Raw genomic sequence first — 25,095 nt, 5'->3', positions numbered from 1 at the left:
CCGGAGCATCACAGCCCTGCCCACACCGCCGTGGGCCGTCCGCCCCTGGAGCCCGCGTGACCGACCGTTCCACGCAGCACCGGCCCACCCCACCGCAGGCGGCAGGCCCGGACGTACCCACCTCTCCCGTCTTCACCACCCCGGCCGTCGCCGCCTCCTGCGCCGGCTTCGTCCTGATCGGCGCACTCCAGGCCTTCTACGGCCCCGCGATCCCCGCCCTCCGCGAGGAGTTCGCCCTCGCCCCCTCCGCCGCCGGACTGGCCCTGAGCGCCCACTTCGTCGGCGGCGTGGCCGGAGTCCTCCTCTTCGACCGCCTCTACGGCCGCACCGGCAACCGCCGGCTCCTGGGCGCCTCGTACCTCCTGATGGCCCTGGGCGCGGCGGCCTTCGCCCTCGCCCCGACCTGGCCCCTGGCCCTCACCGCCGCCCTCCTCGCGGGCCTCGGCTTCGGCGGCATCGACTACGGCCTCAACCAGCTCTTCGCCGTCGGCTTCGGCCACCGCTCCACCGCGATGCTCAACATCCTCAACGCCCACTTCGGCATCGGCGCGATCCTCGGCCCCGCCCTGATCGGCGCGGCGGGCGCCGACCACTACCCGACCGTCTTCCTGGCCTTCGCCCTGGCCACCCTCCCCCTCCTCCTCTGCCTACGAGGAGTACGCGAAAAAGCCCCCCACCCCACCTCCCACCCCCCGACCCCCACCCACACCGCCCTGCGCTCCGTACTGACGGTCTTCGTCACCCTCTACGTCCTGCACGTGGGCATCGAGGCGGGCGTCGGCGGCTGGGAACCCACCCACCTGGAGGCCGCCGGCTACGGCGCCGCACTGGCCGCCACCGCCACCTCCGTCTACTGGCTGATGATGACCGTCGGCCGCTTCCTCGCGGCCCCCCTGGCCCTCCGCTTCTCCCCTCAAGCCATCATCACCGTCTCCTGCGCAGGCATGACGGCCTCCCTGCTGCTGGCGGCCCTGCCGCCCCTGGCCCCCTACGCCTACGCCGCCGTAGGCCTCTTCATCGCCCCGATCTTCCCCACCGGCCTCCCCTGGCTCCACCGGGCCGCCCCACAGGCCCGCCGCGCCGGCGCCCTGGTCATAGCCGCCTCGATGGCCGGCGGCGTCGCGGCAGGCCCAGCCCTCGGCAAGGTCATCGAGTGGTCGGACGTCAGCGCCGTACCCCTCCTCCTGGCAGCGGTCTCCGCCACATGCCTGACGGCAACCCTCTGGCTGACCCGCACCACAACCCCCTGACGACACGACAGCCATCCACCCCCTGGGAGCCGCCAAGGGCCACCAGCGCAGGGGACCTGGCCCTCGCCCGACGCCCCCGCCCCCCGACCTCCCGCACCCGCCCGACCACGGGAGCGGGTCGTGGCGGTGCGGCGCAGCCCGTCGCTTACTTCGTCTCTGCCACGTCCAACCGTGGCAGCGGGCAGCAGTACGCCCGACTGCGAGGGGCTCGCCGCACCGCCACGACCCCCCCCCCCCCCCCCCCCCCCCCCCCGGGCACCCCCCCCGGGGGGCCCCCCCCCGGCCCGGGCCCCCCCCCCCCGGCCCCCCCCCCGCCCCCGGGGGGGGCGGGGGCCCCGCCCCCCGCGGGGCCCCCGCCCCCCCCCCCCCCCCACCACCCCGACCCCGACCCACCCCCGACGCGAGGCATCCCCGACGTGAGGCACCCCCGAGGTGAGGCGCCTCCGGAGCGAGGCACCCCCGGATCGAGGCACCCCCGGAGCCGAGCGCCCGTGAGACAACCCCGGAGCCACACACGCAAGACCTAGGCGCCAGCCGCACGGAAGCCCCCCGCACCCCCCGGCGCCAGGCCCAAGAAACCCAAGAGCCCCGCAAGCGACACACCCGAGCCCCGCAGAAGCCCCACAAGGAAGGGAAGACCCCATGCCGGCCCTCACCACCACCCCCGACGGCTTCCTCCTCCACGGCGAACCGTTCCGCATCCTCTCCGGCGCCCTCCACTACTTCCGCGTCCACCCCGACCAGTGGACCGACCGCCTGCGCAAGGCCCGCCTCATGGGCCTGAACACGGTGGAGACGTACATCCCCTGGAACCTCCACGAGCCCACCCCCGGCACCCTCGCCCTGGACGGCCTCCTCGACCTCCCCCGCTTCCTCCGCCTGGCCCAGGCGGAAGGCCTGCACGTCCTCCTCCGCCCCGGCCCGTTCATCTGCGCCGAGTGGGACGGCGGCGGTCTCCCCTTCTGGCTGACCACCGACCCCGACATCCGCCTCCGCACCAGCGACCCCCGCTTCACCGACGCCGTCGACCGCTACCTCGACCTCCTCCTCCCCCCGCTCCTGCCGTACATGGCTGCGTCGGGCGGCCCGGTCATCGCCGTACAGGTGGAGAACGAGTACGGCGCCTACGGCGACGACACCGCCTACCTCAAGCATCTCGAGAGCAGCCTCCGCTCCCGCGGCATCGAGGAACTCCTCTTCACCTGCGACCAGGCCGACGGCGACCACCTCACCAAAGGCACCCTCCCCGGCGTCCTGGCCACCGCCACCTTCGGCAGCCGTGTGGACCACCACCTGGCCCGCCTCCGCGAGGCCCAGCCCGAGGGCCCCCTGATGTGCGCGGAGTTCTGGATCGGCTGGTTCGACCACTGGGGCGGCCCGCACCACGGCCGGGACGCGGCCGACGCCGCCGCGGACCTCGACCGGCTCCTCTCCGCGGGCGCCTCCGTCAACATCTACATGTTCCACGGCGGCACCAACTTCGGCTTCACCAACGGCGCCAACCACCACCACGCCTACGCCCCGACCGTCACCTCGTACGACTACGACGCCCCCCTCACGGAGAGCGGCGACCCGGGCCCGAAGTACCACGCCTTCCGCGAGGTGATAGCCCGGCACGCCCCGGTACCGTCCGACCCGGCCCCGTCCCCAGCGCCCAAACTCCGCCCGGCCACGGTGCAGTTGACGCACAAGGCCCCGCTCCTCTCCCACCTCGGCCACCTCGGCCCCGCGGTCCACGCCCCCGACCCCCTCACCGCGGACGAGCTGGGACACCGAGCCGGGTACATCCACTACCGCACGACCGTCCCCCACCCCGGACCCGGCCTGCTGCGCTTCGAGGGCGGAGTGGGCGACAGGGCACAGGTCTTCCTGGACGGCGCCCCCGCAGGCGTCCTCGAACGCGAGCGCTACGACGAGACGCTGCCCGTCCACGTCTCCCGCGCCGGCGCCGTCCTCGACGTACTCGTCGAGAACATGGGCCGGGTCAACTACGGCCCCCGCATCGGCGTCCCGAAGGGCCTGCTGGGCCCGGTCACCCTCGACGGCGAGCCACTGCGGGGCTGGGCCTGCCACCCGCTCCCCCTGGACGAGGCACCGAACCCCACCACCTTCACCCCCACCGCGCCCCCCGCCCCCACTCCCACCGCACCCCCCACCTCCACCTCCGCCGAACCGGCCTTCCACCACGGCACCTTCGACATCTCCACCCCCGCCGACACCTTCCTCTCCCTCCCGGGATGGACCAAGGGCCAGGCCTGGATCAACGGCTTCCACCTCGGCCGCTACTGGAACCGCGGCCCCCAGCGCACCCTCTACGTCCCGGCCCCCGTCCTGCGCCCCGGCACCAACGACCTGGTCCTCCTGGAACTCCACGGCACCACGACCACGAGCGCCCACCTCACCGACAAGCCCGGCCTCGGCCCGAAGCCGTCCTGACGCGTACGGCACAGCACTCCGCCCCTTCGCCCACCCCTCGCCCGGAGACCTCCTGATGCCGCACCACCACATCCGCGTCCCCACTCCCTCCGCACCCCCGCTCCGAGGCCACCTCCCGTTCTCCGACCCCTCCACCCACCGCACCACCGCGACCACCGCCACCGGGACCTCCACCAGGCCCCTCGCCGCGACCGCCCCCACCGCCCCCATAGAGGTGACAAGCCGCTGGCTCACCCGCGGCGGCCGCCCCTGGTTCCCGGTCTCGGGCGAGTTCCACCACTCCCGCTACCCGGCACGGGAATGGGAGGAGGAACTGCTGAAGATGAAGGCGGGCGGCGTGACGGCCGTCGCCTCCTACCTCATCTGGATCCACCACGAGGAGACCCAAGGCCCATTCGCTTCGACGACAACCGCGACCTGCGCCGCTTCGCGGACCTCTGCGCGCGCCACGGCCTGGACTTCATCCCGCGCATCGGCCCCTGGTCCCACGCGGAGGTCCGCAACGGCGGCCTCCCCGACTGGGTGCTGGCCCGCACCACCGCCCCGCGTACGGACGATCCCGCCTACCTGACCGCCGTACGACCGTGGTTCGAGGCGATCGCCGAGCAACTCACCGGCCTGGACCGGGCGTCCGGCGGACCGATCATCGCGATCCAGATCGAGAACGAGCTAGCCGCCTGCGGGACCTGCCGCCGGACCGCCTGCCGCCCGCGGAGCCCGTGTTCCTGAAGCTGCTGCCGCCGGCCGCGGGGGAGGAAGGTGTACGCGCCGGGGGAGGCCCCGGTGGGCGTGGCGGAGGTGCGGCGCGCGGAGTGGGTGACGCGCCGCAGCTGGACGTTCCGACAGACCTGACCCGGGTCCCTCCACCCCGCCCGGCCTATCCTGTGGGTCAGCCGGGCGGGGCAGGCCCGGCGGATCCGCGGTCGTCACCCGGCGCGCCCGCGGAGCAGCCCAGGCCGAAGGAAGCAGAGCACCCACCATGACGCCAAGCGCCGCCGACGGCCCGGCGACCAGGGGACGCAGCCGCCGCAACTTCGCCGGTGCGCGCCCCGTGATGGACGACGTGGCGAAACTGGCCGGTGTGTCCAAGCAGACGGTCTCGCGGGTGCTCAACGACAACCCGGCCGTACGCGCCGAGACCCGCGAGGCCGTGCAGGCGGCGATGCGCACCCTCGGATACCGCCCCAGCCGCAGCGCCCGCTCCCTGGCCAGCGGCCGCACCCGCATGCTCGGCGTGATCTCCTTCGACGCCGCCCGCTACGGCCCCGCCTCCACCCTGACCGCGATCAACACGGCCGCGCAGGAGGCTGGTTACCTGGTGAGCTCGATCGCGCTGGACACGGCCGACAAGGCCACGGTGGTGCAGGCCGCAGACCGTCTGTCGGCGGAGGGCGCGGACGGCGTGATCGCGATCGCCCCCCAGCTGTGGGTGGCCCGGGCCCTGGCCGAGGCCCGCCTGGACACACCTCTGGTGGTCATGGACAACGACCTGGGCGACGGCACCCCCATGGTCACCTCGGACGCCCGCACCGGCGCCCGCAAGGCCACCGAGCACCTGCTCTCGCTCGGCCACCCGACCGTCCGGCACGTGGCGGGCCCGACCGGCTGGACCTCGGCCGACCGCCGCGCGGACAGCTGGCGGGACACCCTGAAGGCGGCCGGCGCCGAGATCCACCCGCCCCTCATCGGCGACTGGAGCGCCGACTCCGGCTACGACCTGGGCCGCGAACTCGCCAGGGACCCGTCCGTCACCGCGATCTTCGTCTCGAACGACCAGATGGCCCTGGGCGTCCTGCGCGCCCTCCACGAGGCCGGCCGCCGCGTCCCCGAGGACGTCAGCGTGGTCGGCTACGACGACATCCCCGAGGCCGCCCACTTCCTCCCCCCGCTCACCACCATCCGCACGGACTTCACGGACATCGGCACCATCTCGCTGCGCATCCTCCTGACCCGCATCGACGCCTCCACCACCCCGGACACCCCGGTACCCCCTCTGACCCTCGTCCCCGTCGAACTGCGCGCCCGCGCCAGCACCCGCCGCGGCCCCGTCTGACGAGCGCGACATCGTACGGAACCGCGAACGGCACGTTCGATGTCGTGTCAGGTCGTGCACACAGCCAACCCGAGATCCGACTCCTGTCTCCCCTGGGCGGGCTCCGCATTGTTCGGAGCCGCCACGGGCTACGCCGCCTGGTCGCTGACCGTCTGGGCACGCGCGTACTGCGACGCGGGCTACGACGCCGGCGGACGCCTCGAACTCACCTTCCTGCTCCCCCTGGCGGTCGGGGCCGAAGCACTCCTCGCCCTAGCGGCGCTGACCCTCGCCCGCCGCCTGTCCCGCCACGCGCCAACGGCGATCCGCGCCGCACTCCCGACGCTCCTGGTGGTGGCCGCGACGATCTGGCCCGCATGGTGGCTCTTCGCCACCCGGGGAACCCTGGCCGGCTACCCCGGCGACTCCGGCCTCTGCTCCGCGAGCAACGTCCCCCCACAGTGGCCTGACTGGATCCCCGTCTGAGCCCCATGCCCGGGGACCGGGCACCGGTGGCGCCGGTCCACGATGCGGGGAAGAGCGCTCCGCCCGGTCGAGCCCCTGCATGGGCGGCGGCCGGTGCAGCCACAGCCGACACCACGGGTGTGTCCGAAACAGACCGAGCGGCCGGCGTACCACAGCGGCTGTGACGCTGAGCCCGGCCTGTGCGCTGGACCGGGTAGGTGGGGGGAAGCACGGCCTCGCCCCCCGTTCCCGGAGCGGATTCTGCTGCGGCAGCGCCCTCTCCTCAGCAACGGTTTTCAGCCACTCATGCCGGTCTAAGAAGCTTTGGCACCACGGTAAGCAGACGGAAGAACACCCTTGACGACGATCCAGCACAGCCGGGCGGGAAGACGGCAGTCCATGCGCCGGATCCGGCGCCGGCGCTCGCCCGCGGCGCCCCTGCTGGTGCTCTCCTGGACGGGTGCGGCCGCCGTGCTGGGGCTGTGGTGGCACAACACCCCTGCCGTCGCCGCGACCACCGCCGACCGGCTGGTGAACGCGGGCCGGATCACCGGGCTGCTCGCCGGCTATGTGATCGCCCTGGTGGTCGCCCTGATGGCGCACGTCCCGGCCCTTGAGCGCCGGGTCGGATCCGACCGCGTGGTGCGCTGGCACGCGAGGGGCGGCCGCTACGCGCTGTCCTTCACCCTCGCTCACGTCGTGCTGATCCTTTTCGGATACGCACTGCAGGCGGACACCGGCCTCGTAGCACAGACGGTCACCGTCGTCACCGACTACCCGAGGATGATCGAAGCGGCCGTCGGCACGCTGCTGCTGCTCCTGGTGGGCTTCGTGTCCGCCGGTGCGGTACGGCGCCGTATGCGCTACGAACTCTGGTACTACCTGCACTTGCTCACCTATGCCGCGGTCTACCTCGCCTTCTGGCACCAACTCGCCACGGGCGGTGAGTTCGTCGGCGACGCCACCGCCCGTAAGACCTGGTACGCCCTGTATGGCGCGGTCGGCGCCCTGCTGCTGTGGTATCGCGTGCTCACCCCGGTGCGGCTCAACCTCCGGCACCGCATGCGGGTCGAGTCGGTCGTGCGGGAGGCGCCCGGCGTGGTGTCCGTGCTGATCCGCGGTCGGCGGCTGCACCGGCTGGGCGCCGAGGCGGGGCAGTTCTTCCGATGGCGGTTCCTCACCAAGGGGCTGCGGTGGAGCGCCAACCCGTACTCGCTGTCGGCGCCGCCCCGGCCCGACCTGCTGCGGATCACCGTCAAGGCCGTCGGCGGGCACAGTGCGGCACTGGCCAGGCTGCGGCCGGGCACGCGCGTGTGGGCGGAGGGCCCGTTCGGCGCGATGACCGCCGCCCGGCGCAGCCGCGGCAAGGTGCTGCTGATCGCGGGCGGCGCCGGCATCACTCCGCTGCGGGCCCTGTTCGAGACATTGCCCGGCGCGCCCGGCGACCTGACCTTGCTCTACCGGGCCCGCACGGCGGAGGAACTGGCGCTGCGGGACGAACTGGAGGCGATCGCGGACGAACGGGGGGCACGACTGCTGTACGCGGTGAACAGCCCGGACGGAAGGCGACCGGCGATCACCGCGAAGACCCTGCGCCGGATCCTGCCGGACATCGCCCGTCACGACGTGTACCTGTGCGGGCCGCCGGGGCTGGCCGAGGAGTCGTACGCCGCACTGCGTGAGGTGGGTGTCCCGCACCGCCGCATCCACCACGAGTCCTTCGAGTTCTGAGGAGAACCTGTGACGTCCAGAACCTCTGATGCGCTGGAACTCCCGTGAAACGGAAGCATCCGTTCCGCCACGCGGTGCTGGCCACGGCCGGCACCGTCTCCGGCATCGTGCTGCTGCTCGCTCTCAAGCCGACCACGGATCCGTCGCTGGCCGAGGCCGGCATCCCCACGCCCGCGATCGCGTCGGACGCCAACGCGTCCCCCTCCCCGTCGGCGTCTCCGCTCTCCCCGTCCTCGTCGGCCTCGCCGTCGAAGGCGCCCGAGAGGAAGAGCACCCCGTCCGCTTCCCGCACGAGCGCGTCACCGCCGCACCCCGTGTCGCCCGCCCCCGCGAAGACCAGCGGCGCCCCGTCTGCCCCGAAGACCACCTCGGCCGCACCCACCACCCGCTCCGTCACCGGCGCCACGGCCCAGACGAAGTACGGTCCGGTCCAGGTGCGGATCACCCTCACCGGGAGCAGGATCACCGGCGCGACCGCCGTCCAGTACCCCGACGAGACGGCGCGGAGCAGGGACATCTCCTCCACGGCCGTCCCCAGGCTCAACCAGGAGACCCTGGAGGCACAGAGCGCGGACATCGACACGGTGTCCGGCGCCACGTACACCAGCGCGGGCTACAAGCAGTCCCTGCAGAGCGCACTGGACCGGGCGGGCGTCTGATCCTCCCGGTCCGCGACGTGCGCGGCCGAGCCGGTGCCCCCGTCCTCCAGCTCAGAACGAGGGGTACCAGGCGCAGCTGATCCCGAGGTTCCGCACCGCGCACCGGCCCTGGGAAGGCGGGCAGCCGACCGCCGGCCGGACCGACCGAGCGGCCGAGCCGGGCCCGGTACCCGGCCGAACTCACCCGCGGCGCAAGCGCGGTCCGCTGCGCCGGGCCGCACCTCCGCCGCGGCACCCCCGAACGGCCTACCCGGCATGTACGCCCGAGTCGCCCTTGGCACACGGCGTCCTTATCGTCGTGTCACAGCCCGGTTGTCCCCGGGCCTGCCATGACGTGCGGAGGAGACGAGATGAACACCGGTCCCTCCCCGCACCCCGGCGATCCCGGCGCCCTGAGCGGGACCGACACCACCCGTCCGGGACCGCTGGGCCGCCTCGGTGCGTGGGCCGCGACCCACTTCAGGCTGGTGGTGCTGGTGTGGGCCGTGGTGGTGATCGGGCTGGGTGCCTTCGCCCCGCAGGTCAACGCCGCGCTGTCCGGGGCCGGATGGCAGGCCGACGGCTCCGAGTCGGTCACCGTCCGCGACATCGCCCAGAAGCACTTCGGCGGCAACGCCTCCCCCGCCCTGCAGGTGGTGGTCGCCGCGGACCGGCCCGTCACCGACCCGTCCGTCCAGAAGGTCATCGACCGGGCCACCGCGGTCCTCGAGGACGACGACCGCATCGACACCGTGATCCCGCCGCGGCCCGGCGCCACCATCAGTGCCGACGGGCGCACCGCCGTCGTGCTCGGCGGTGCGGGAGCGGACACCAATGACATGGTCGAGGTCGCCGACGACCTGAAGAAGCCGCTGAACGATCTGTCCGGCGACGGTGTCACCGTGAACGCCACCGGCTCCTCGGTCCTGTGGAGCGACTTCAACATCGCCAACCACGACGCGATGATCCGCTCGGAGGTGCTGTCCTGGCCGGTGACGCTGGCCATCATGGTCCTGGCCTTCGGCTCGTTGGTCGCCGCCGGACTGCCGCTGCTGCTGACCCTGGCCGGACTGGTCGCCTCCGCCGGCACGCTGGTGCTGCTCACCGAGCTGACGCCGATCTCGATCTGGGCGATGAACTTCGCGCTGATGTTCGCCCTGGCCCTGGGCATCGACTACGCGCTGTTCCTGGTGATGCGCTTCCGCGGCGCCCGCGCCCGCGCGCACACCGTGGTGCAGGCCGTCACCGAGACCATGGACACCGCGGGCAAGGCCGTGCTGCTCTCCGGCGTCACCATGCTGGTCAGCCTCTCGGCGGTCATGCTCGTGCCGTCTCCGGCCTTCCGCTCCGTGACGGGCGGCATCATGCTCGCCGTCCTGTTCGTCCTGGCCGCCACACTCACCCTGCTGCCCGCCGTACTGGGCAGGCTGGGGCGGCGGGTCGACGCCGTCGCGCTGCCCTGGGCCCGCGTCGGTGAGCACCGCTCGCCCCGCTTCGCCGCCTGGGGTGAACGTCTGTGGCGCCGCCCCGTCCTGTACGGCGCCGCGGCGCTCGCCGTCCTGGCCGCCCTGGCCGTTCCCGTGATCGGACTGCGTACGGCGATGCCCTCCATCATCGTGCTGCCCGAGGACGCCTCCGCCCGTGTCGCCTACGGGCTCGTGCAGGACGCCTTCGGCCCCGGAGCCCCCGGCGCCCTGCAGATCGTCACCCCCACCGGACAGGCCGCCGCCGTCGCCGCCGAGGTGAAGGACACCCAGGGCATCGCCGGCGTGCTGCCCGCCCAGCAGGCCGCCGACGGCTCGGGCTGGTCCCTGATCCAGGCCGTCCCCGACGTCGACCCCTCCGACCCCGCCCTGGGCGCCACCGTCAACCGGCTCCGTGCCGAACTGCCCGACGACGCCCTGGTCGGCGGCGCCGCTGTCGACAACCTCGACCTCCAGCGGCTGCTGACCGACAAGACCCCCCTGGTCATCGGCGTCGTCCTCGTCCTGGGGCTGGTCCTGCTGCTGGTGGCGCTGCAGGCTCCGCTGATCGCCGCCCTCGGGGTGCTCACCAGCCTGCTGTCCACGGGCGCCGCGTTCGGCGCGGGCCGCCTGATCTTCCAGGAGGGTCACGGAGCGGACCTGCTCGGATTCACCTCGCAGGGCTTCCTCGACGGCTGGGCCCCGGTGTTCTTCTTCGCGATGATCTTCGCCATCGCCATGGACTACACCGTCTTCCTGCTCTCCTCGGCCAAGGAACACTACGAACGCAGCGGCGACCCCCACGAGGCACTCGTCGGCTCCCTGGCCCACTCCGGCCGGGTCATCTTCGCGGCCGCCGCCGTCATGGTCGCCGTGTTCTTCACCTTCGCCCTCTCCGGCCCCCTGCCGCCCAAGGAGATGGGCATCATCCTCGGCATCGCCGTCCTGCTCGACGCCCTGCTGGTCCGCCTGGTGCTGCTGCCGGTCCTGCTGCGCCTGACCGGACACGCCGCCTGGTGGAGCCCGGCATGGCTGCGCCGCGTGCTGCCCGACGTCCGCTTCTCCCACGACTGACGCCCACCGCCACCTGCATCGCCGGGAACCAAGGCGCCGCTGTACGCCGCCGCGGTGCGCCGCCGCCCTGCGCCGCCGCCCTGCGCCGGCGCTGTCACGCGGTTGGCCAAGGCGTCACGGGTTGCAGCCACAGCCGCCGGGTCGGCCAGGGCGGTGGCTCGGCCGGACCGAACCAGACGCGGGCGTCCTCTCCGGCACGGACGGGCAGGAGGGGGTAGTCGTTCTCCGCGTGCTCGGTGCAGTGCAGTGCGTGGCCCGGGCCCAGGTGCCGGGCGGCATACACCTCGAATGCGGCGGCGTCGGTGGGATGGCAGACGGTCATGAGCACTTCACGGGCGCCGGGCGAAGGGGTGAAGCCAGGCCCGCGCAGCAGCAGGACGTCGTCGCTGTCGACCATGGTGGCGTTGGCGGCGTCGCGGTGTTTCCGCCAGACCGGACCGGTGTAGAACGCCTCCAACGCGCGCCGGCGGTGCGCCATGTCGGGGAACCAGCGCAGCCAGACGAAGCGGTCCGGGTCGTCCAGGTCACGGAAGCGGCCGCCGACGGTGATGCCGACCGCCTGCTGACCGATCACGAACTCCCGCTCGAAGAGCTCGATCAGCGTCTCCCGGGTGCCGGGGTGCAGGCTGTACTGCCGGAGTTCGACGATGCTCATGCGCCGGCCCCTCCGGTGCGGGTGAGGTTCATGGTCCAGTTGAGCTCCCAGGTGCGGCCTTCGTCCGCGGAGAACTCCTGCTCCCAGCGGGCGGTGCCCGGGCCGAGGCGGTACCAGGTGAAGTGCACCCGGATCGGGCGGCCGTCATGGACGTCCTGGCCGTAGAAGTCACCGCGGTCGCCGGTGAAGGCGCCGACCACCGGGGGATCCAGCCGGCCTGTCCGGCTGTCGGACCAGTGGATCGACCACTGCTTCGTCTCGTGGTCGAAGAGCCGCAGGGTCACGCCCTGACGGCCGAGGGTGGGGAAGGTGACCTCGTCGATGTTGCCGGCGCCCCCGAACAGCGGCTGGATCACCGCGTGGCCCGGGAACTCCACCCAGGTGTCGGGGCCCGAGGCGAGCGGTGCGGAGAGACGGCGATTGGCCACGTCCCAGGAGCCGTGCAGGAAGTCGAAGTCGTTCATGTGCCGCAGGCTAGGGGCGCTCCACTGACATCTCCTGTCAGTGGATACTGAGCGGCATGCGCGCGAGCCGACTGGTCACGCTGCTTCTGCTGCTCCAGAACCGGGGTCGGATGACGGCGGGCCAGCTGGCCGAGGAACTGGAGGTCTCCGTCCGTACGGTCTACCGGGACGTGGAGGCGCTCGCCGCCGCGGGCATCCCGCTGTACGGTCAGGCCGGACACACGGGCGGCTACCGGCTGGTCGACGGCTATCGGACCCGGCTCACCGGACTGACCGCGGACGAGGCCCAGGCCGCGTTCCTGACGGCGCTCCCCGGCGCCGCCGCCCAGCTCGGCTTCGGCGACGCGCTCACCACCGCCCAGCTCAAGCTGCGGGCCGCCCTTCCGGCGGAGCTGCGTGAGCAGGCCGAGCGGATCCGGACGAGCTTCCTGCTCGACGCCCCCGGCTGGTACGGCGAGGCCGACCGTGCGCCTCACCTGCCGGAGGTCGCCACCGCGATGTGGGCGCGGCGGGCGGTGGTCCTGCGATACCTGCGCTGGCGGGCGCCTGAGGAGATCGAGCGGCGGGTGGAGCCGTACGGACTCGTACTCAAGGCCGGCCGCTGGTACCTGGTCGCCGGCGGGCCGTCCGGGATCCGCACCTACCGGGTCGACCAGATCCTCGAAGTCCACACGCTGGATGAGGAGTTCGTCATCCCGGACGGGTTCGACCTGGCCGCGCACTGGAACGGCCATCTGGCCGACTTCCGGTCCCGGCTGCACACAGGGGAGGCCCTGGTACGGCTCACCCCGGAGGGCGCCCGCCGCCTCGGTGTGACACCCGCGGGTGACGGATGGACCCAGACCCGGGTGCCCATCGAATCGATCGACCACGCCCACCAGGAGTTTCTGCGGCTTGGCACCGACGTCGAGGTCATGGCACCGGCCGAACTCCGCGACCGCATCGCCGAGACGGTACGAACTCTCTCCACCCGCTACGAGGAGCGACCCCGGACAGAAGGCCCTCCGGACCGGTGCCGCCTGGCCTGCAAACCGTGTCTGTTCGACTGCGAGGAACCGGGGCCTCGGGGTTGAGGTTGCCGTTGCGGCAGCTTCTACGGTCGTGACCAGGGCCGGAGAGACCGCCCTGGCGGCACACACATGCGGGAGTCGGGATGGACTGGCCGATCTCAGAGGTGGCCCGGATGTCGGGCGTGACCGCCCGGACACTGCGTCACTACGACGAAACCGGCCTGCTGCCCCCGGCCCGGATCGGCGCCAACGGACACCGCTACTACGAGGAGCACCAGCTTCTGCTGTTGCAGCAGATCCTCGTACTCCGGGCGCTGGGCGTCGGACTGCCGGAGATCGGCCGGATCCTGTCCGAGCAGGTCGACGAAGTGGATGCCCTGCGGGGCCACCACCGACGGCTGCTCGCGGAGCGGGACCGGCTCGACGCCCTGGCCGGCACCGTGTCCCGCACGATCGCCGAACTGGAGCAGTCCAGGAAGGACGGCACCCCCATGACCATCAACCGACCGGAGAACCTCTTCGAGGGCGTCCAGCCCGCCGACTATGAGGAGAACATGTCCGACTTCCCCGAACTCGCGGAGGAGGTCGGACGGCGCGCGGCCACGATGAGCCAGGCCGACGCCGACGCCGGGCACCGTGAACGCACTGCGCAGATGATCCGACTGGCCGAGCTCATGGCCGCGGGCGAACCGGCCGACGCCGAGCCGGTCCAGGCCGAGATCGACACCCAGTACCGGGCACTGACCCAGCTGCGTGCCGTGTCCGCCGAGGAGTACAGGGCCATCGGACGCTCCTGCGTGGACAACGACGCCTGGCGCACCGCCTACGAGGCGATCGCCCCCGGCCTGGCCACGTATCAGCGCGACGCCATCGAGGCGTACGCCACCACCAGGCTGCACTGAGGTACGGCGCACCGCCGTCCCGGCAATGTTCGATCCCGAGGACCGACCGTGGCCACCTCGACAGACAGCCGCCCGTTCTCGTGGACAACGACTCCACTCACGAAAAGCCGCCTCCCGACGAGCTGAACAGCCACTGTCGGAAGTCGTGCACAAGGCCACCAGACAAACCGCATTGACTGGGTTCGCGTCGACCGGCTGCTCGCCACCCTCGTGCATCTCCTCCCCTGCGCCACTCACGACGTGCCGGCTCGCCGGCTCTGCGTGGACCGCTCCGGACGGACGGCTGTTCACCAAGGAGCGCGGGGGAGTGGTCGGCTCGTCGCCGTCCTACCGCGTCTGGCAGGAAGCTCGGGCCTTGGCGCTTCCACCGACCGCCGTTGCCTCGCCGCTCGCCGCGCGGCCCTATGAGTTGCGGCACTCGGCGCTGTCCACCTGACTCAACGCAGGAGTGGATGCGACCGAGGCTGCTGAACGGGCGGGTGACAGTGCGGATGTCCTGCTGCCTCGCCATGCCAAGTGCATCGATGGTCGGCAGGAGGTGGCCGACCGAACGATGGCGGAGCTGTTGGGCGCATACGAGGGGTCGTGCACGCAAGCCGTTGGCCCCCGGCCCGCACGGCGGATTCTCGGGGGCTTCGCATGGTCTCGGCCGTGCGCCGTCGGCCGTCAGGTGCTGGTTGCACCTGCCGCGTCGCGTCGCGTCTCGTCGGTGCGCGGCTACCCCAGGCGTTCCGTCCGGTTCGCGCTCTACGCCTTGACCGACTGCCTGGCGACCCTCACGTTATGGGGGTTTTGGATGAGAAGCCGCGCCGCCTGGCCAGTGGGCAGCACCGTTGCCCCTACTGCGGGCTCTTACAAGATCGGGTAGCGACGCTTGAGCAGGACTGGGTGCTCCTGGAGCCGGACATGCACCCGCTGGCCCACACGGTGCCGGCGGAGCATCGCTGGATCGAACTGTCCGACGGGCGGGTGACGGTCTACGGGGTGTGTCCGCCGGATCAGTTCCAGCGGTGCCGCATCGAGCACCGCCTCGCGTGCCCGCAGCAGGCTCTGCCGGATCTATGGCCATGGTTGACCAGCCTCCGACAAGAGAACACGCGTCAAGCGAACCGAGAGAGCGCCCCGAAGCCACCACCACCGCCCCCTGAGGAGTGGCCGGACGCGGGCTGAGGAACACGATGGAAGTTCCCTGGGCTGACCAGGGGAACCACGTGTCCACGGGCCGCTCTGCTCCGCGTACGCCTGCGCATACGCGAAGACCCCGTCCTCAGCGTTTGCGCTGGTGGCGGGGTCTTTAGGCACCTTCTTCGAGGTGCCCCCGGCAGGATTCGAACCTGCGCACACGGCTCCGGAGGCCCCGACCGTTGCAGCCATCCGTGCAAGTGAGGGCGGTATCGGCCTGCTAGCAGGTGCTTTCGCGTCCACTATTCGTCCACGACAGCCAACGCCGCGTGAGTGACGCGGGAAGATGCCTGAGTGGCTGAAGCAGCCTAGCTCTGAGGACCTGCCCGTGCGGATCGCGGACCTATGACTACGACAGACTCGGCTGTGTGGGCAGGGAGAAGTTGATCGCTGACTCAAGAGCACCTGGGGGCAACACCGTTCCAGGGAAGCCCAGTTGAGCCTATGCTTGCACCATGGTGGCCGAAACCTCGCATAAGGAAGGGGAGAGGGGCGTACTGCTAGCCAAACAATGGCTCGAAAGCACGACCCACATCGAACTTCCATTCAGCGTGTACGAAGTACCTGAACAGACTTCGCTTGTGAGGCTCGACGGGGCGATCAAACGATATGACCTATCGGGGCACTTTCTGGCTACTAAGCGTCCTCTTTTCGTAGAGGTGAAAAAATACTCAGTTGTCGGACGGCAGCCTGAGGAATACACCGAGTATCTAGCTAATGCATACAGCATTACAGCTCGAGATATACGTGACGGCATTGACCGCCGGCGTGAGTTCATGTGGGTGACGTGGCACCCCTTCAGTCAAGGGAAGTGGGTACACCTCACTAGCAAACAGGAAATCCGCGACGCGTTGAAGACTCATCCAGAGGTTCTGGACGGGGCTGACGTAAATTCGGAAATCGTTGACCGAGTGTCAGAAAGGCTTTGGCTGCTTGTTCTGAATCCGTGTCAGGAAAAACTCTTCCTCACCCGTGAAGAGCTATATAAGGTCGAGCAAGCATTGAACCGGAAGGGGATGTAACGATGAGCGCTTTGCAGGCACAGACCGAGATCGCAAGGGCGCTTCGTGAACCCCGGCCCGACGATCTCATCTCGGGCGTTCGATCGGCTGTGATCTCTCAGCTGAAGTCACTCGATCCGTCAACTGAAATCAAAGCCACCGGTTATTTCAACCATAGTTACGTGCCGGACTTGATCCTTCAATGGAAAGAAGGAGGGAAAAAGGTCGAACGAGACGTCTTTCTCCGATTCACACTCCGCTCTGCGGCTCTAGGGAAGGACGTAGCATCGCTTTCTTGGGCGGCGCCGATCGTCTTGGCTCTAAAGGGTGAGGAAGACGCTGAAACGCTGGAAGTGGTGAGGGAGGAGATCGACGAAAACTCAGGATTGCTCGTAACCGATATCACGGCAATTGAGCAGTTCTCCAGTGGGGGCGCACGACCAACTGCCCTGTGGCATGACGACGTTGATCCAACCCCGGCACGAGTGCGATTTCCTTTGCTCGCTCTAGTTCGCGCCAACGTTATACGAGGTGGGCGCGGGTTGTTGACGACTTCTACCACGCAGGGGCTCAGGCGGGCTGCGACTCAAGATCCTGAGACCAGGGATGAGATCTCTAACCTCGACGAGTTTACGCATGTGGTGGGGCGGCTGTTCCGCGGCGAGGCTGCAGTGCGCCTGGAGCGGGCTGCACAGTTGATGAAGATCGGAATCACTGGCGATACCTCCCCCCTCATTCTGCCTGCGGTGCAGCTAGCTGACGCCGAGCGACAGGTAGTTGATGGTCGCTTGTCGGAGGCAGAACTTCGGGTTGTGCTCCCATATCTCCTCGGCCGGAGCGACGTCACAGCGGATCCTCTCTACTGGGCACACATCGGGTCAATGCTTTCCCTGGAAAGCCTGGAAGCAATTGCGGACGACTTGGTTGGTGTCGACTTGACGCGCCTGGTCGAGCCAAACCTAGGTCGGTGGCTGGCCACCCGAGCCGCTCTCGGCTTCAATGTCCAAGAGGACAGTGGATCTTCGTCGGCGCCGCGGTGGGAAATCCGAGCTCGGATGTTGAATATGATCGCTGGACACTATCGCATAATGCTCACAGCAGATGGTAGGCGGATCAAAGGTCGGGAAGAGTCTCGCCCTGCGCGTTGGGATCGGATCCGAGACCAGCTGAACGAGTTCCATTTGTCTGGCGTAACTTTGCAGGGCCTGAATCGACGGGTTCGCGTGACTGGAGAGCGGGACGCAGACGTCTACCGCGACGTGCAGTCGATCACAGCCAACATTCACGACTCATTTCATGTTCCCATGGTGGAACTTCGATCCCGCAAGGAATCCCCCATTATCACGGCCGATTTCACGCGCATGGTGGCGACAGCAAAGAATCCAGTCCTCGCCAGAGAACTAATCCGAGTGGTGACGGACGTCCTGGCCCGCGGCAGCGATCCCCATGTCTAAACGCACCCTCGTAGTCGAAGGTGCGGCGGCCAGCGCCCTGCAGGCAACACGGGGCGGGTGAGCTGGTCGGCGGAGAGGGTGGGTAGTCACCAGCGGGTGTGCAACGCCGCACCGCACTGGTCCCAGACGGAGTACTGGACGGAGGACAGGGGCCCCTTGGGGCTCTCGGGACAGTTGCCGGGAACCCTCCAGTTAGCACTGGGCCCTAGGGGTGACTTGGGTGCATCCATGCGCAGTTGGGCATCACGAGTGGGCCGAGCGCTGACCGAGTGTTGAAAGATCGTCACATCATGTCCCATGGTGACGTACGGTACGTGCCTGAAGTAGGGGGAATACCTCACTGTGGCGGCACCTCACGCCTCGTACGCCCAGGCGATAGACGGTCTCGTCACAGGAGCACAGCCTCCCCCGCGGTAGGTGCAACTGGAGGCCCTGTGACCACATCTGAGCCCCATGGGTTCCGAGAAGCTTGTACTCGGTTCATCGGCTGGCTGGACAAGCAGGTGGTCACCGCCGGCAGAGGCGATGGTCTGTACCGGAGTCGCGTGGACCCAGCAAACCGCTTCTGGCTGGGCCTCCTTGAGTGCGAAGCTGTGATGGAGGAAACTCAACGCAAGCTCGGAGCCCGTGGGGAGCGACTCACACCCTGTGCTATCGGGATTCGTGTACGTCCGAAGCAGGATGAAGGACCCTGGTTTCTTACGGCAACGATCGGCTGCCGAGCCTGGGTTAGGGATGACGCGGATGCAGAACAACCTTGGCGTCGAACGTCCGAAGCCAAGGTCGTAGTGAATGTCGCGTTCGAGGGCGACACCGAGCGGGCTTTCGGCAGAAGCGCTTTGGAAGAGGCGCTTAGCAACGTCGGAGCAGGTGGCCTGTCTGCAGAAGTTCGAGTTTCCAAGGAGCGTCGCCGAGGCCGGTCGGAACTATTCGTGCAGGTCGTGAACACGTCTCCCGCTAATCCGAAATCCCGTGACGGAAACGTACTCAGCCGTCAGCTTTACGAAGTAAGTTTGCAGATCGAGGGGTTGGAAACCCAACCCTACATGTTGGAATCTTTGCCGGATTCCTTCAGATATGACCGCCGTATCGAGGCATATGGGCACAATTGCGGCGTCGAGGCTGAGGGCGGCGTCTTCCGGAGCGCTGACACCATAGTGGTCGACGGCGGTCGCCCAGAATACGGCACGCCCTCACCCGTCCAACCTGACCTTTCTTTCGAGACGCTAGCTGATGCTCCCATTGAGCAACTGGAAATCCTGGTGGCCAGCTTCGAGAAGTGGGTTGACGAGCACTGGGAAGAGACTGCACTCCTCAGACGGAAGGAGGAGAACGGTTGGGATGACCGGATGATGGATGAGGCTCTAGGCGAGGCCCAAAAAGCACACCTAGAAGCGCTGCGCATCCGTAACGGAGTGGACCTCCTACGCAGAAACGATGACCTTAGGCGCGCTTTCAAGCTCATGAATGAGGCCATGAAGCATAGCGCCACCAAAGTCGATGGACAGCTTAAATACGAGGGTTGGAGATCCTTTCAAATCGCTTTCCTGCTGTCCACAATCTCCTCGGTCCTGCGTGATGACGAGGGTGACGACTTCGTCGACACTGTGTGGTTCGCTACCGGCGGCGGTAAAACTGAGACATACCTTGGCCTGCTCGTCACTGCGGCACTATATGAGAGAATCAAGGGACGAAAGACGGGCGTAACTGCGTGGAGCCGTTTTCCCCTCCGCATGCTGTCGATGCAGCAGACGCAAAGGTTCGCCAATGCCCTTGCGGGCGCAGAACTGGTGCGCCAGAGAGAGGAAATTCCCGGGGCGTACATTTCGTTGGGATATTTCGTGGGTCGCGAGAGTACACCCAATCGCCTGGCTAAGCGCCCTAAGTCCGGAGAGCCAGACTTCAATGACCCCGACATGCCGGGACGCTACAAGGTTCTTCTACAGTGCCCATTTTGTAAGCATGACAGTCTTGAGATGGGCTTCAACAGGGAACTCGTGAAGCTTGAGCATCGGTGCAATAGGAGGGGCAAGGGGTGTCCATGGAAGATGCCGGCGCTGCCCTTCTATGTCGTCGATGACGAGATCTTCCGGTTCCTGCCGACGGTAGTGATTGGGACGCTAGACAAAGCCGCGCTTATGGGATTCCAGGCGTCGATCGCGGGATTCTTCGCTCCACCCAACGGTTTCTGTTCGTCGATTGGTCATGGGCACGTTTACGCTGGAAGGGCCAGTAAGAAGAACGGCTGCCTTGTCTGGGACTGCGAAGCTCCCGTGAAACCGCTTATTCAACCCGCGCACTGGTACGGATTGACCATGCGCCTACAAGACGAAGTGCACCTGCTGAGAGACTCCCTGGGAGCGGTGGACTCCCACTACGAGAGCCTCATGGATCACGTGCAACAGGCGTTTCCTGGCGGGGCCCGGTGTAAAGTCATCGCCTCGTCGGCAACTCTGTCTGGTCATGACCGACAGGTAGGAGTGCTTTTTAACCGACCTGGTCGCGTATTTCCCTTGCAGGGGGTTGTGAGCGGCGAGTCTTTCTGGAGCAGTCAGCCTGACCCAGGAAAAAACCCAGGACAGTTGCTGCGGAGGTACGTTGCTGTGGCACCCCGCGGAGTCACACACGAATTCGTAAGTGACCGCACGGTAGAAGCCTTACAACGCGGAGTACTACGACTCACAAAGGAACCAGAAGTAGTTTGTACCGAGGCGGGTATCGATGTTGTGCACGCCTCGAGACTTGTTTCGTTCTACGGTGTGAACGTGGTCTATGGAAATACCGTTCGGGATGTCGAGGCAATCCGACGTTCTCTCGAAGGGCAGGTGGACGTCGGTCAGCTATCTCTTAACGCGGTTACGCTGACAGGTAATACCTCCTTCGCAGAAGTGAGGAAGGTACTGAACCGCCTTGAGGAACCTGAGCCGGCCTACGCCGACCGGATCCACGCTGTCGCCGCCTCCTCGATGCTATCCCACGGCGTCGATGTGGAGCGCTTCAACATCATGGTGATACACGGATTGCCTCTCACGACTGCCGAGTTCATTCAAACAACAGCACGCGTGGGACGAACCTACCCGGGGCTGGTTTACGTGCTGCACCGTATGAGCCGCGAACGTGACGCCGCCAGTTTTCGTCAGTTCGTGCCATACGTGAAGCAAGGTGACAGGTTCGTAGAACCCGTGCCTGTCACTAGGCGTAGTCGCCGGGTTCTTGATCTCACTCTTCCCGGGTTGGCGGAAGCTCGGCGTCTGCTCGTGCATGAGCGAACTGCTGACAAGGCCCTCACAATGATCCAGCAGTACACCGCATTTCTCGATGCTGAAGGTATGTCGCCACAATCGGAGCTGGAAGAGCTGCTTCAGGCGCTCGGGTTCACCAACGAGGACGACCATGTTTTGCGTCGTCATGTGATGCAGTGGTTGGAGCTGTGGGAATACAGCCTTAGAAACCCTGCGCCCAACATCGTTTTTCCGAGCAAGGTTCTGCCACACGGTCGTGCTCCAATGCAGTCGCTCCGAGATGTTGAGCCATCTGCACCTATTCACACCGGAGGTTTTGACCGTGACTGAACTCGCGTCGCGTAACAAGAATCAGATCTTGTTCAACCTCCTCCCCGAGCAGACGGTCGACATTAAGTCGCGCATTTGGAGAGTTGTTGAGTGGACATCACCCGAAAGGGTCGACGTCGACGAGCAGCGTATCCGAAATCAATTGATCAGAGAAATCCAAGGATGGAGCACAACTGGTCGAGACAGCGGCTTCGCCGGCGCTCTTTCGCGAAACCATCCTTTGGAGATCCGCGGGCTGAACCTGGAACAAGGGGTAAGGGTGGAACCCTTCCCGCGCTGGTATCAATGCCGTAAGTGCGACACCATCGGGTTCAACGAAGAACGATCTTGTGCCAACTGCCACCAAAAAATCTGGGCCCAGCTTCACTATGTCGGTTACCACGAATGTGGATTCCTTACGGATCCGTTCGTTAATCCATGTCCTACTCACGGGTTGATGAAGATCGTAACTCCAGGGACCGCCAGAGCCGCCGAGATCGAATTTCATTGCCCTAGCCGCGGTTGCACCTGGCGTAATAGCAGAAAGGGTCTGGGGGTACGACTGTGCCCCGCCTGCAAGAAGGGGCCAGTTTTCTATACAGTCCACCGTGCTAGCAGCGTCTACACGCCTCAGTCCATCACCGTGATCAACCCGCCTTCGACTGAGGCATTGGCAGAGGTGTCTAACTCGGGTGGGCGCCGCAAGGCCCTCTTGTGGGTGTTGGATGAGATTCCAGAGGCGGACTCATTTAACAACCCTAAAAGCCTGCAGGAAATCGAAGAGGGGTTGGCTAGTCTTCCTGAAACGTATCGCAAGATCATGCTGGAAAGCCTCCGGGCAAGCGGCGAGCTGCCGGAGGAGTCGACTGTCGATCTTAGTGGTATTCCAGATGACCTGATCGACCAGGCTGAGAGCGAAGCCGTCGAAGTAAGACTGGCTGTTCGGGGGGGACGTCTAAGCAGCGAAGAGCTTGCTCGGCGCTCGGCGCCTCCGTCCGTGCAGGAAAAGTTCGCCGTCGACTACCCGGCTGCAATCCAAGCAGCCGGCCTCTCCGGTATTGACCTTGTTGACCAGTTCCCCATTCTGCGAGGCATGTATGGGTACACCAGGGGCGATGCGTCGAAAGCGACACTGCAGCCCTTCCGCACAAGGACAGGAGCATTTCGGGTTCATGCCGACGTCGGCATGACCGAGGCCATTTTGGTGCGGCTGGATCCCATGCGGGTAGCTGATTGGCTTCGATCGGATTTCCCAGATCTCCCCGAAGTGAATGACGCACAAGCTGCACGGTTGATGCTCCTAGCCCATAATCGCACGCCGGGTCGCCTTGAGGATGTTGCCACGCCGACGGTGGGTAGTCGTGTCGCAGAGCTGGTGCATTCTTACGCCCACCGACTCATTCGCCAGACTGCGGTTTTCGCTGGCATCGACCGTGAATCGCTGGGCGAGCACCTACTTCCTGCTCATTGCGCATTCTTCCTCTATGCACAGCCTCGAGGTGAGTTCGTGCTAGGCGGCCTTCAAGCTGTATTCGAAGAGGAGCTGCACCAGTTGCTTCGTGCTTTCGTGGAGTCCGATCACCGATGCCCGTTGGATCCTGGGTGCGGGCATGCGAATGGCGCTTGTCCAGCCTGTCTTCATCTCGGTGAGCCATCCTGCCGGTGGTTGAATAGGCATCTTTCCCGCTTTAGGCTGCATGGAGAATCGGGCTTCCTCCCGAGTGAGTAGATAAAGGTGCGTTGTTATGGCCAGCGAGCAGATGGCGTTGAACGAGATACCCCTAGGGGCGTTCATAGATGTACTGGCAGCTAATCCGCGGCCTTCTCAGGGTGCGCCGCAGGGAGAGCGAATCGCCTACGCGACGCGCTTCGCCAATGATATGGCTACGTTCATAGCAAACCAACTGCGAGGCGAGTTTGATGGGATCCTTCCAACTCCTGACGGAAAGGGTCAAGAGTCCAGGGCGCGGACGGCAAAGGGTTTTAAGCGTCTTGACGTCAATTACTCCACTCCGCAATTGGGTCTAGGGCTCGGGGTGTCACTCAAGCATATTCAGGCGGCAGACGGAAAAAGTAGTAGGTATACCAAGAACTATAGTCGCAACGACGCCGAACTCAGGGCTGAAGCCATGGACTATCACCAGAGGCAGCCGTACGCTGTCCTGATCGGCCTGTTGTTGTTGCCCTACGATGCTTGTGACGATTACAAGGGCGGACACGACCCATCGTCGTTCGGGGCTGCTGTTCGCACCTTCCGTAATCGCGCGGGTAGGGCCCGTCCTGATGGCCCTCTTGATCTCTTTGAGAAGTTCTTCATTGGGCTCTACGAACATGAGGGTCCTGAGATGGGTAGGCTCGACTTCTATGACGTTGAGCGACCAGCTCCACCGGCGAAGCGGCGGCCTACGGCGGACGAATTTCTGACCCTGGACGGCTTCGTTGGGTCAGTGGTGCGCGCTTACGATGCCCGCAATAACCCACCTATGGTTTGGGCGGACATGTAACGTTGCGTGGCAGTCCACTACCTGGGCTCGAGATCTGGCGGCGGGTCTGGCAGTATGGTCGGCATGCCCGACGTCGTCACTACACCCGGCTCCGCCCTACGAGTGGCTGGCCTGTTCGCCGGCATCGGGGGGCTGGAGCTGGGGTTCCGCTCGATCGGAGCCCGTACTGAGCTGCTGTGCGAGTTCTGGTCCCCAGCACAGGCCGTGCTGCGTGCCAACTTCCCGAGCGTACCGCTGCACGAGGACGTGCGGACCCTTGAGGGCTTGCCGGACGTCGATGTGGTAACGGCTGGATTTCCTTGTACCGACCTGTCACAGGCAGGCCGAACAGCGGGTATTGACGGGAAGAGTTCAGGGCTCATCAAGCACCTGTTCGATCTGTTGGCTGACTGCAACCCGCGCTGGGTTGTTATCGAGAACGTGCGCAATATGCTCGCGCTCGATAGAGGGAAAGCCATGGCATACCTGGTGTCCGAGTTGGAGGCCCTCGGTTACAGGTGGGCGTACAGGGTGGTGGACTCTCGTTTCACTGGCGTTCCTCAGCGACGGCAGCGTGTGCTGATGGTGGCAGCTAAGGACGATGATCCTTCGGATGCTCTGCTTGCTGCAGAGGCTGGGGAGCCTGACCCGTCCCGCTATACGCAGGACGCATTCGGGTTCTACTGGACCGAGGGGAACACCGGCCTGGGCTGGGCGGAGGACGCTATTCCCACCCTCAAGGGTGGCTCTTCCATGGGCATTTCCTCCGCTCCGGCGATATGGGTTCCCGAAGCACAGACGGGGAGTGCCATTGTGACTCCTCACATCACCGATGGCGAAGTACTCCAAGGATTCGCGCCTGGTTGGACCTCCGCCGCAACGGGTCGAGTCGGTCATCGTTGGAAGCTGGTAGGCAACGCAGTCACGGTGGGCGTGTCTGAATGGCTGGCTCATCAGTTGATTGCGCCTCAGACGTACGAGCGGTCGTCGGACATTGATTGCGCAGGTGCAAGTCGCTGGCCCCTTGCTGCATGGGGCTATAAGGGGCGTAGATGGGCGTCGTCGGCCTCCATGTGGCCGATGCATGCTCCATATAGGCATCTTCTGGATACCATCGACCTAACGCAGGCGCATCCCTTGAGTCTGCGAGCCACTCGTGGTTTTCGGACTCGGCTTGAAGCGAGCCGCCTTCGCTACAATCCTGCGTTCATGGACGCACTCAAACTGCACGAGAAGCACATGAACGGCCTTGCGGCAGTTGCCTAGCCTTATGGCAGGAGCTCGGCTCAAGAAGTCAGATGCTG

Annotated in this window: 18 protein-coding genes and 1 pseudogene; 17 read left to right on the top strand and 2 right to left on the bottom strand. The window is 66.9% G+C overall.

The window, feature by feature from the left end; all coding sequences use genetic code 11:
- Positions 1 to 56: 56 nt before the first annotated feature.
- From ACFY30_RS00600 to ACFY30_RS00565, 8 genes and pseudogenes are all read left to right on the top strand, one after another.
- Positions 57 to 1,250, top strand: a complete 1,194-nt coding sequence (locus ACFY30_RS00600) for an MFS transporter (protein WP_390843015.1) — start codon at positions 57 to 59, stop codon at positions 1,248 to 1,250.
- Between the two features lie 642 nt (positions 1,251 to 1,892).
- Positions 1,893 to 3,686, top strand: coding sequence for a beta-galactosidase family protein (locus tag ACFY30_RS00595; protein ID WP_390843014.1), 1,794 nt, complete (start codon positions 1,893 to 1,895; stop codon positions 3,684 to 3,686).
- Between the two features lie 55 nt (positions 3,687 to 3,741).
- Positions 3,742 to 4,358, top strand: a pseudogene (locus ACFY30_RS00590) (beta-galactosidase); the annotation flags it as partial.
- 307 nt (positions 4,359 to 4,665) lie between these two features.
- The gene (locus ACFY30_RS00585; protein WP_390843013.1) at positions 4,666 to 5,739 is read left to right on the top strand and encodes a LacI family DNA-binding transcriptional regulator; all 1,074 of its coding nucleotides are present in this window, start codon (positions 4,666 to 4,668) and stop codon (positions 5,737 to 5,739) included.
- Positions 5,740 to 5,793: 54 nt separating this feature from the next.
- Entirely contained in the window at positions 5,794 to 6,204 is a 411-nt protein-coding gene (locus tag ACFY30_RS00580; protein WP_390843012.1) for a hypothetical protein, read from the top strand.
- 378 nt (positions 6,205 to 6,582) lie between these two features.
- Positions 6,583 to 7,914 carry a ferric reductase-like transmembrane domain-containing protein gene (locus tag ACFY30_RS00575; protein WP_390843665.1) on the top strand — a complete coding sequence of 444 codons (1,332 nt, stop codon included), beginning with the start codon at positions 6,583 to 6,585 and terminating at the stop codon, positions 7,912 to 7,914.
- Positions 7,915 to 7,958: 44 nt separating this feature from the next.
- Positions 7,959 to 8,573 carry an FMN-binding protein gene (locus tag ACFY30_RS00570; protein WP_390843011.1) on the top strand — a complete coding sequence of 205 codons (615 nt, stop codon included), beginning with the start codon at positions 7,959 to 7,961 and terminating at the stop codon, positions 8,571 to 8,573.
- Positions 8,574 to 8,923: 350 nt separating this feature from the next.
- Positions 8,924 to 11,089 (top strand): MMPL family transporter, encoded by a 2,166-nt coding sequence (locus tag ACFY30_RS00565; RefSeq protein WP_390843010.1) that lies wholly within the window; start codon positions 8,924 to 8,926, stop codon positions 11,087 to 11,089.
- Between the two features lie 94 nt (positions 11,090 to 11,183).
- Here ACFY30_RS00565 and ACFY30_RS00560 read toward each other — a convergent pair whose 3' ends face one another.
- Positions 11,184 to 11,744: an NIPSNAP family protein gene (locus ACFY30_RS00560; protein ID WP_390843009.1), complete on the bottom strand. Its 561-nt coding sequence runs from the start codon at positions 11,742 to 11,744 to the stop codon at positions 11,184 to 11,186.
- On the bottom strand, positions 11,741 to 12,208 hold the full coding sequence (locus ACFY30_RS00555) for a hypothetical protein (protein WP_390843008.1): 468 nt from the start codon (positions 12,206 to 12,208) through the stop codon (positions 11,741 to 11,743). Before ACFY30_RS00555 ends, ACFY30_RS00560 begins: the two co-directional genes overlap by 4 nt.
- A 56-nt stretch (positions 12,209 to 12,264) precedes the next feature.
- Here ACFY30_RS00555 and ACFY30_RS00550 point away from each other — a divergent pair, with 56 nt between their 5' ends.
- From ACFY30_RS00550 to ACFY30_RS00510, 9 genes are all read left to right on the top strand, one after another.
- Positions 12,265 to 13,281, top strand: a complete 1,017-nt coding sequence (locus ACFY30_RS00550) for a helix-turn-helix transcriptional regulator (protein ID WP_390843007.1) — start codon at positions 12,265 to 12,267, stop codon at positions 13,279 to 13,281.
- An 80-nt stretch (positions 13,282 to 13,361) separates the two neighbouring features.
- Positions 13,362 to 14,120: a MerR family transcriptional regulator gene (locus tag ACFY30_RS00545; RefSeq protein ID WP_390843006.1), complete on the top strand. Its 759-nt coding sequence runs from the start codon at positions 13,362 to 13,364 to the stop codon at positions 14,118 to 14,120.
- Positions 14,121 to 14,759: 639 nt separating this feature from the next.
- The gene (locus tag ACFY30_RS00540; protein ID WP_390843005.1) at positions 14,760 to 15,290 is read left to right on the top strand and encodes a DUF6083 domain-containing protein; all 531 of its coding nucleotides are present in this window, start codon (positions 14,760 to 14,762) and stop codon (positions 15,288 to 15,290) included.
- A gap of 467 nt (positions 15,291 to 15,757) precedes the next feature.
- Positions 15,758 to 16,324 (top strand): hypothetical protein, encoded by a 567-nt coding sequence (locus ACFY30_RS00535; RefSeq protein WP_390843004.1) that lies wholly within the window; start codon positions 15,758 to 15,760, stop codon positions 16,322 to 16,324.
- A gap of 2 nt (positions 16,325 to 16,326) precedes the next feature.
- Positions 16,327 to 17,757: a hypothetical protein gene (locus ACFY30_RS00530; protein WP_390843003.1), complete on the top strand. Its 1,431-nt coding sequence runs from the start codon at positions 16,327 to 16,329 to the stop codon at positions 17,755 to 17,757.
- A 1,013-nt stretch (positions 17,758 to 18,770) separates the two neighbouring features.
- A complete protein-coding gene (locus ACFY30_RS00525; protein WP_390843002.1) occupies positions 18,771 to 21,329 on the top strand; it encodes a helicase-related protein in 2,559 nt (852 codons plus the stop codon).
- A complete protein-coding gene (locus ACFY30_RS00520; RefSeq protein WP_390843001.1) occupies positions 21,322 to 23,037 on the top strand; it encodes a DUF1998 domain-containing protein in 1,716 nt (571 codons plus the stop codon). The genes ACFY30_RS00525 and ACFY30_RS00520 overlap by 8 nt, the downstream gene beginning before the upstream one ends.
- 16 nt (positions 23,038 to 23,053) lie before the next feature.
- Complete coding sequence (locus ACFY30_RS00515; RefSeq protein ID WP_390843000.1) at positions 23,054 to 23,812, top strand: hypothetical protein; 759 nt, start codon at positions 23,054 to 23,056, stop codon at positions 23,810 to 23,812.
- Positions 23,813 to 23,875: 63 nt separating this feature from the next.
- The gene (locus ACFY30_RS00510) at positions 23,876 to 25,057 is read left to right on the top strand and encodes a DNA cytosine methyltransferase (RefSeq protein ID WP_390842999.1); all 1,182 of its coding nucleotides are present in this window, start codon (positions 23,876 to 23,878) and stop codon (positions 25,055 to 25,057) included.
- Positions 25,058 to 25,095 lie beyond the last annotated feature (38 nt).

This window comes from Streptomyces sp. NPDC000345, from assembly GCF_042898825.1.
In the GTDB taxonomy this organism is placed as follows: domain Bacteria; phylum Actinomycetota; class Actinomycetes; order Streptomycetales; family Streptomycetaceae; genus Streptomyces.
The sequence above is the reverse complement of the archived record's forward strand: the minus strand, read 5'-3'. Positions and strand labels throughout refer to the sequence as shown.

What these genes read in the sequence shown, in the direction of transcription:
- ACFY30_RS00595 (WP_390843014.1), top strand. Translation starts at nt 1,893, where the DNA reads ATGCCGGCCCTCACCACCACCCCCGACGGCTTCCTCCTCCACGGCGAA.
- ACFY30_RS00585 (WP_390843013.1), top strand. Translation starts at nt 4,666, where the DNA reads ATGACGCCAAGCGCCGCCGACGGCCCGGCGACCAGGGGACGCAGCCGC.
- ACFY30_RS00575 (WP_390843665.1), top strand. Translation starts at nt 6,583, where the DNA reads ATGCGCCGGATCCGGCGCCGGCGCTCGCCCGCGGCGCCCCTGCTGGTG.
- ACFY30_RS00565 (WP_390843010.1), top strand. Translation starts at nt 8,924, where the DNA reads ATGAACACCGGTCCCTCCCCGCACCCCGGCGATCCCGGCGCCCTGAGC.
- ACFY30_RS00560 (WP_390843009.1), bottom strand. Translation starts at nt 11,744, where the DNA reads ATGAGCATCGTCGAACTCCGGCAGTACAGCCTGCACCCCGGCACCCGG.
- ACFY30_RS00555 (WP_390843008.1), bottom strand. Translation starts at nt 12,208, where the DNA reads ATGAACGACTTCGACTTCCTGCACGGCTCCTGGGACGTGGCCAATCGC.
- ACFY30_RS00550 (WP_390843007.1), top strand. Translation starts at nt 12,265, where the DNA reads ATGCGCGCGAGCCGACTGGTCACGCTGCTTCTGCTGCTCCAGAACCGG.
- ACFY30_RS00545 (WP_390843006.1), top strand. Translation starts at nt 13,362, where the DNA reads ATGGACTGGCCGATCTCAGAGGTGGCCCGGATGTCGGGCGTGACCGCC.
- ACFY30_RS00540 (WP_390843005.1), top strand. Translation starts at nt 14,760, where the DNA reads ATGGTCTCGGCCGTGCGCCGTCGGCCGTCAGGTGCTGGTTGCACCTGC.
- ACFY30_RS00535 (WP_390843004.1), top strand. Translation starts at nt 15,758, where the DNA reads ATGGTGGCCGAAACCTCGCATAAGGAAGGGGAGAGGGGCGTACTGCTA.
- ACFY30_RS00530 (WP_390843003.1), top strand. Translation starts at nt 16,327, where the DNA reads ATGAGCGCTTTGCAGGCACAGACCGAGATCGCAAGGGCGCTTCGTGAA.
- ACFY30_RS00515 (WP_390843000.1), top strand. Translation starts at nt 23,054, where the DNA reads ATGGCCAGCGAGCAGATGGCGTTGAACGAGATACCCCTAGGGGCGTTC.
- ACFY30_RS00510 (WP_390842999.1), top strand. Translation starts at nt 23,876, where the DNA reads ATGCCCGACGTCGTCACTACACCCGGCTCCGCCCTACGAGTGGCTGGC.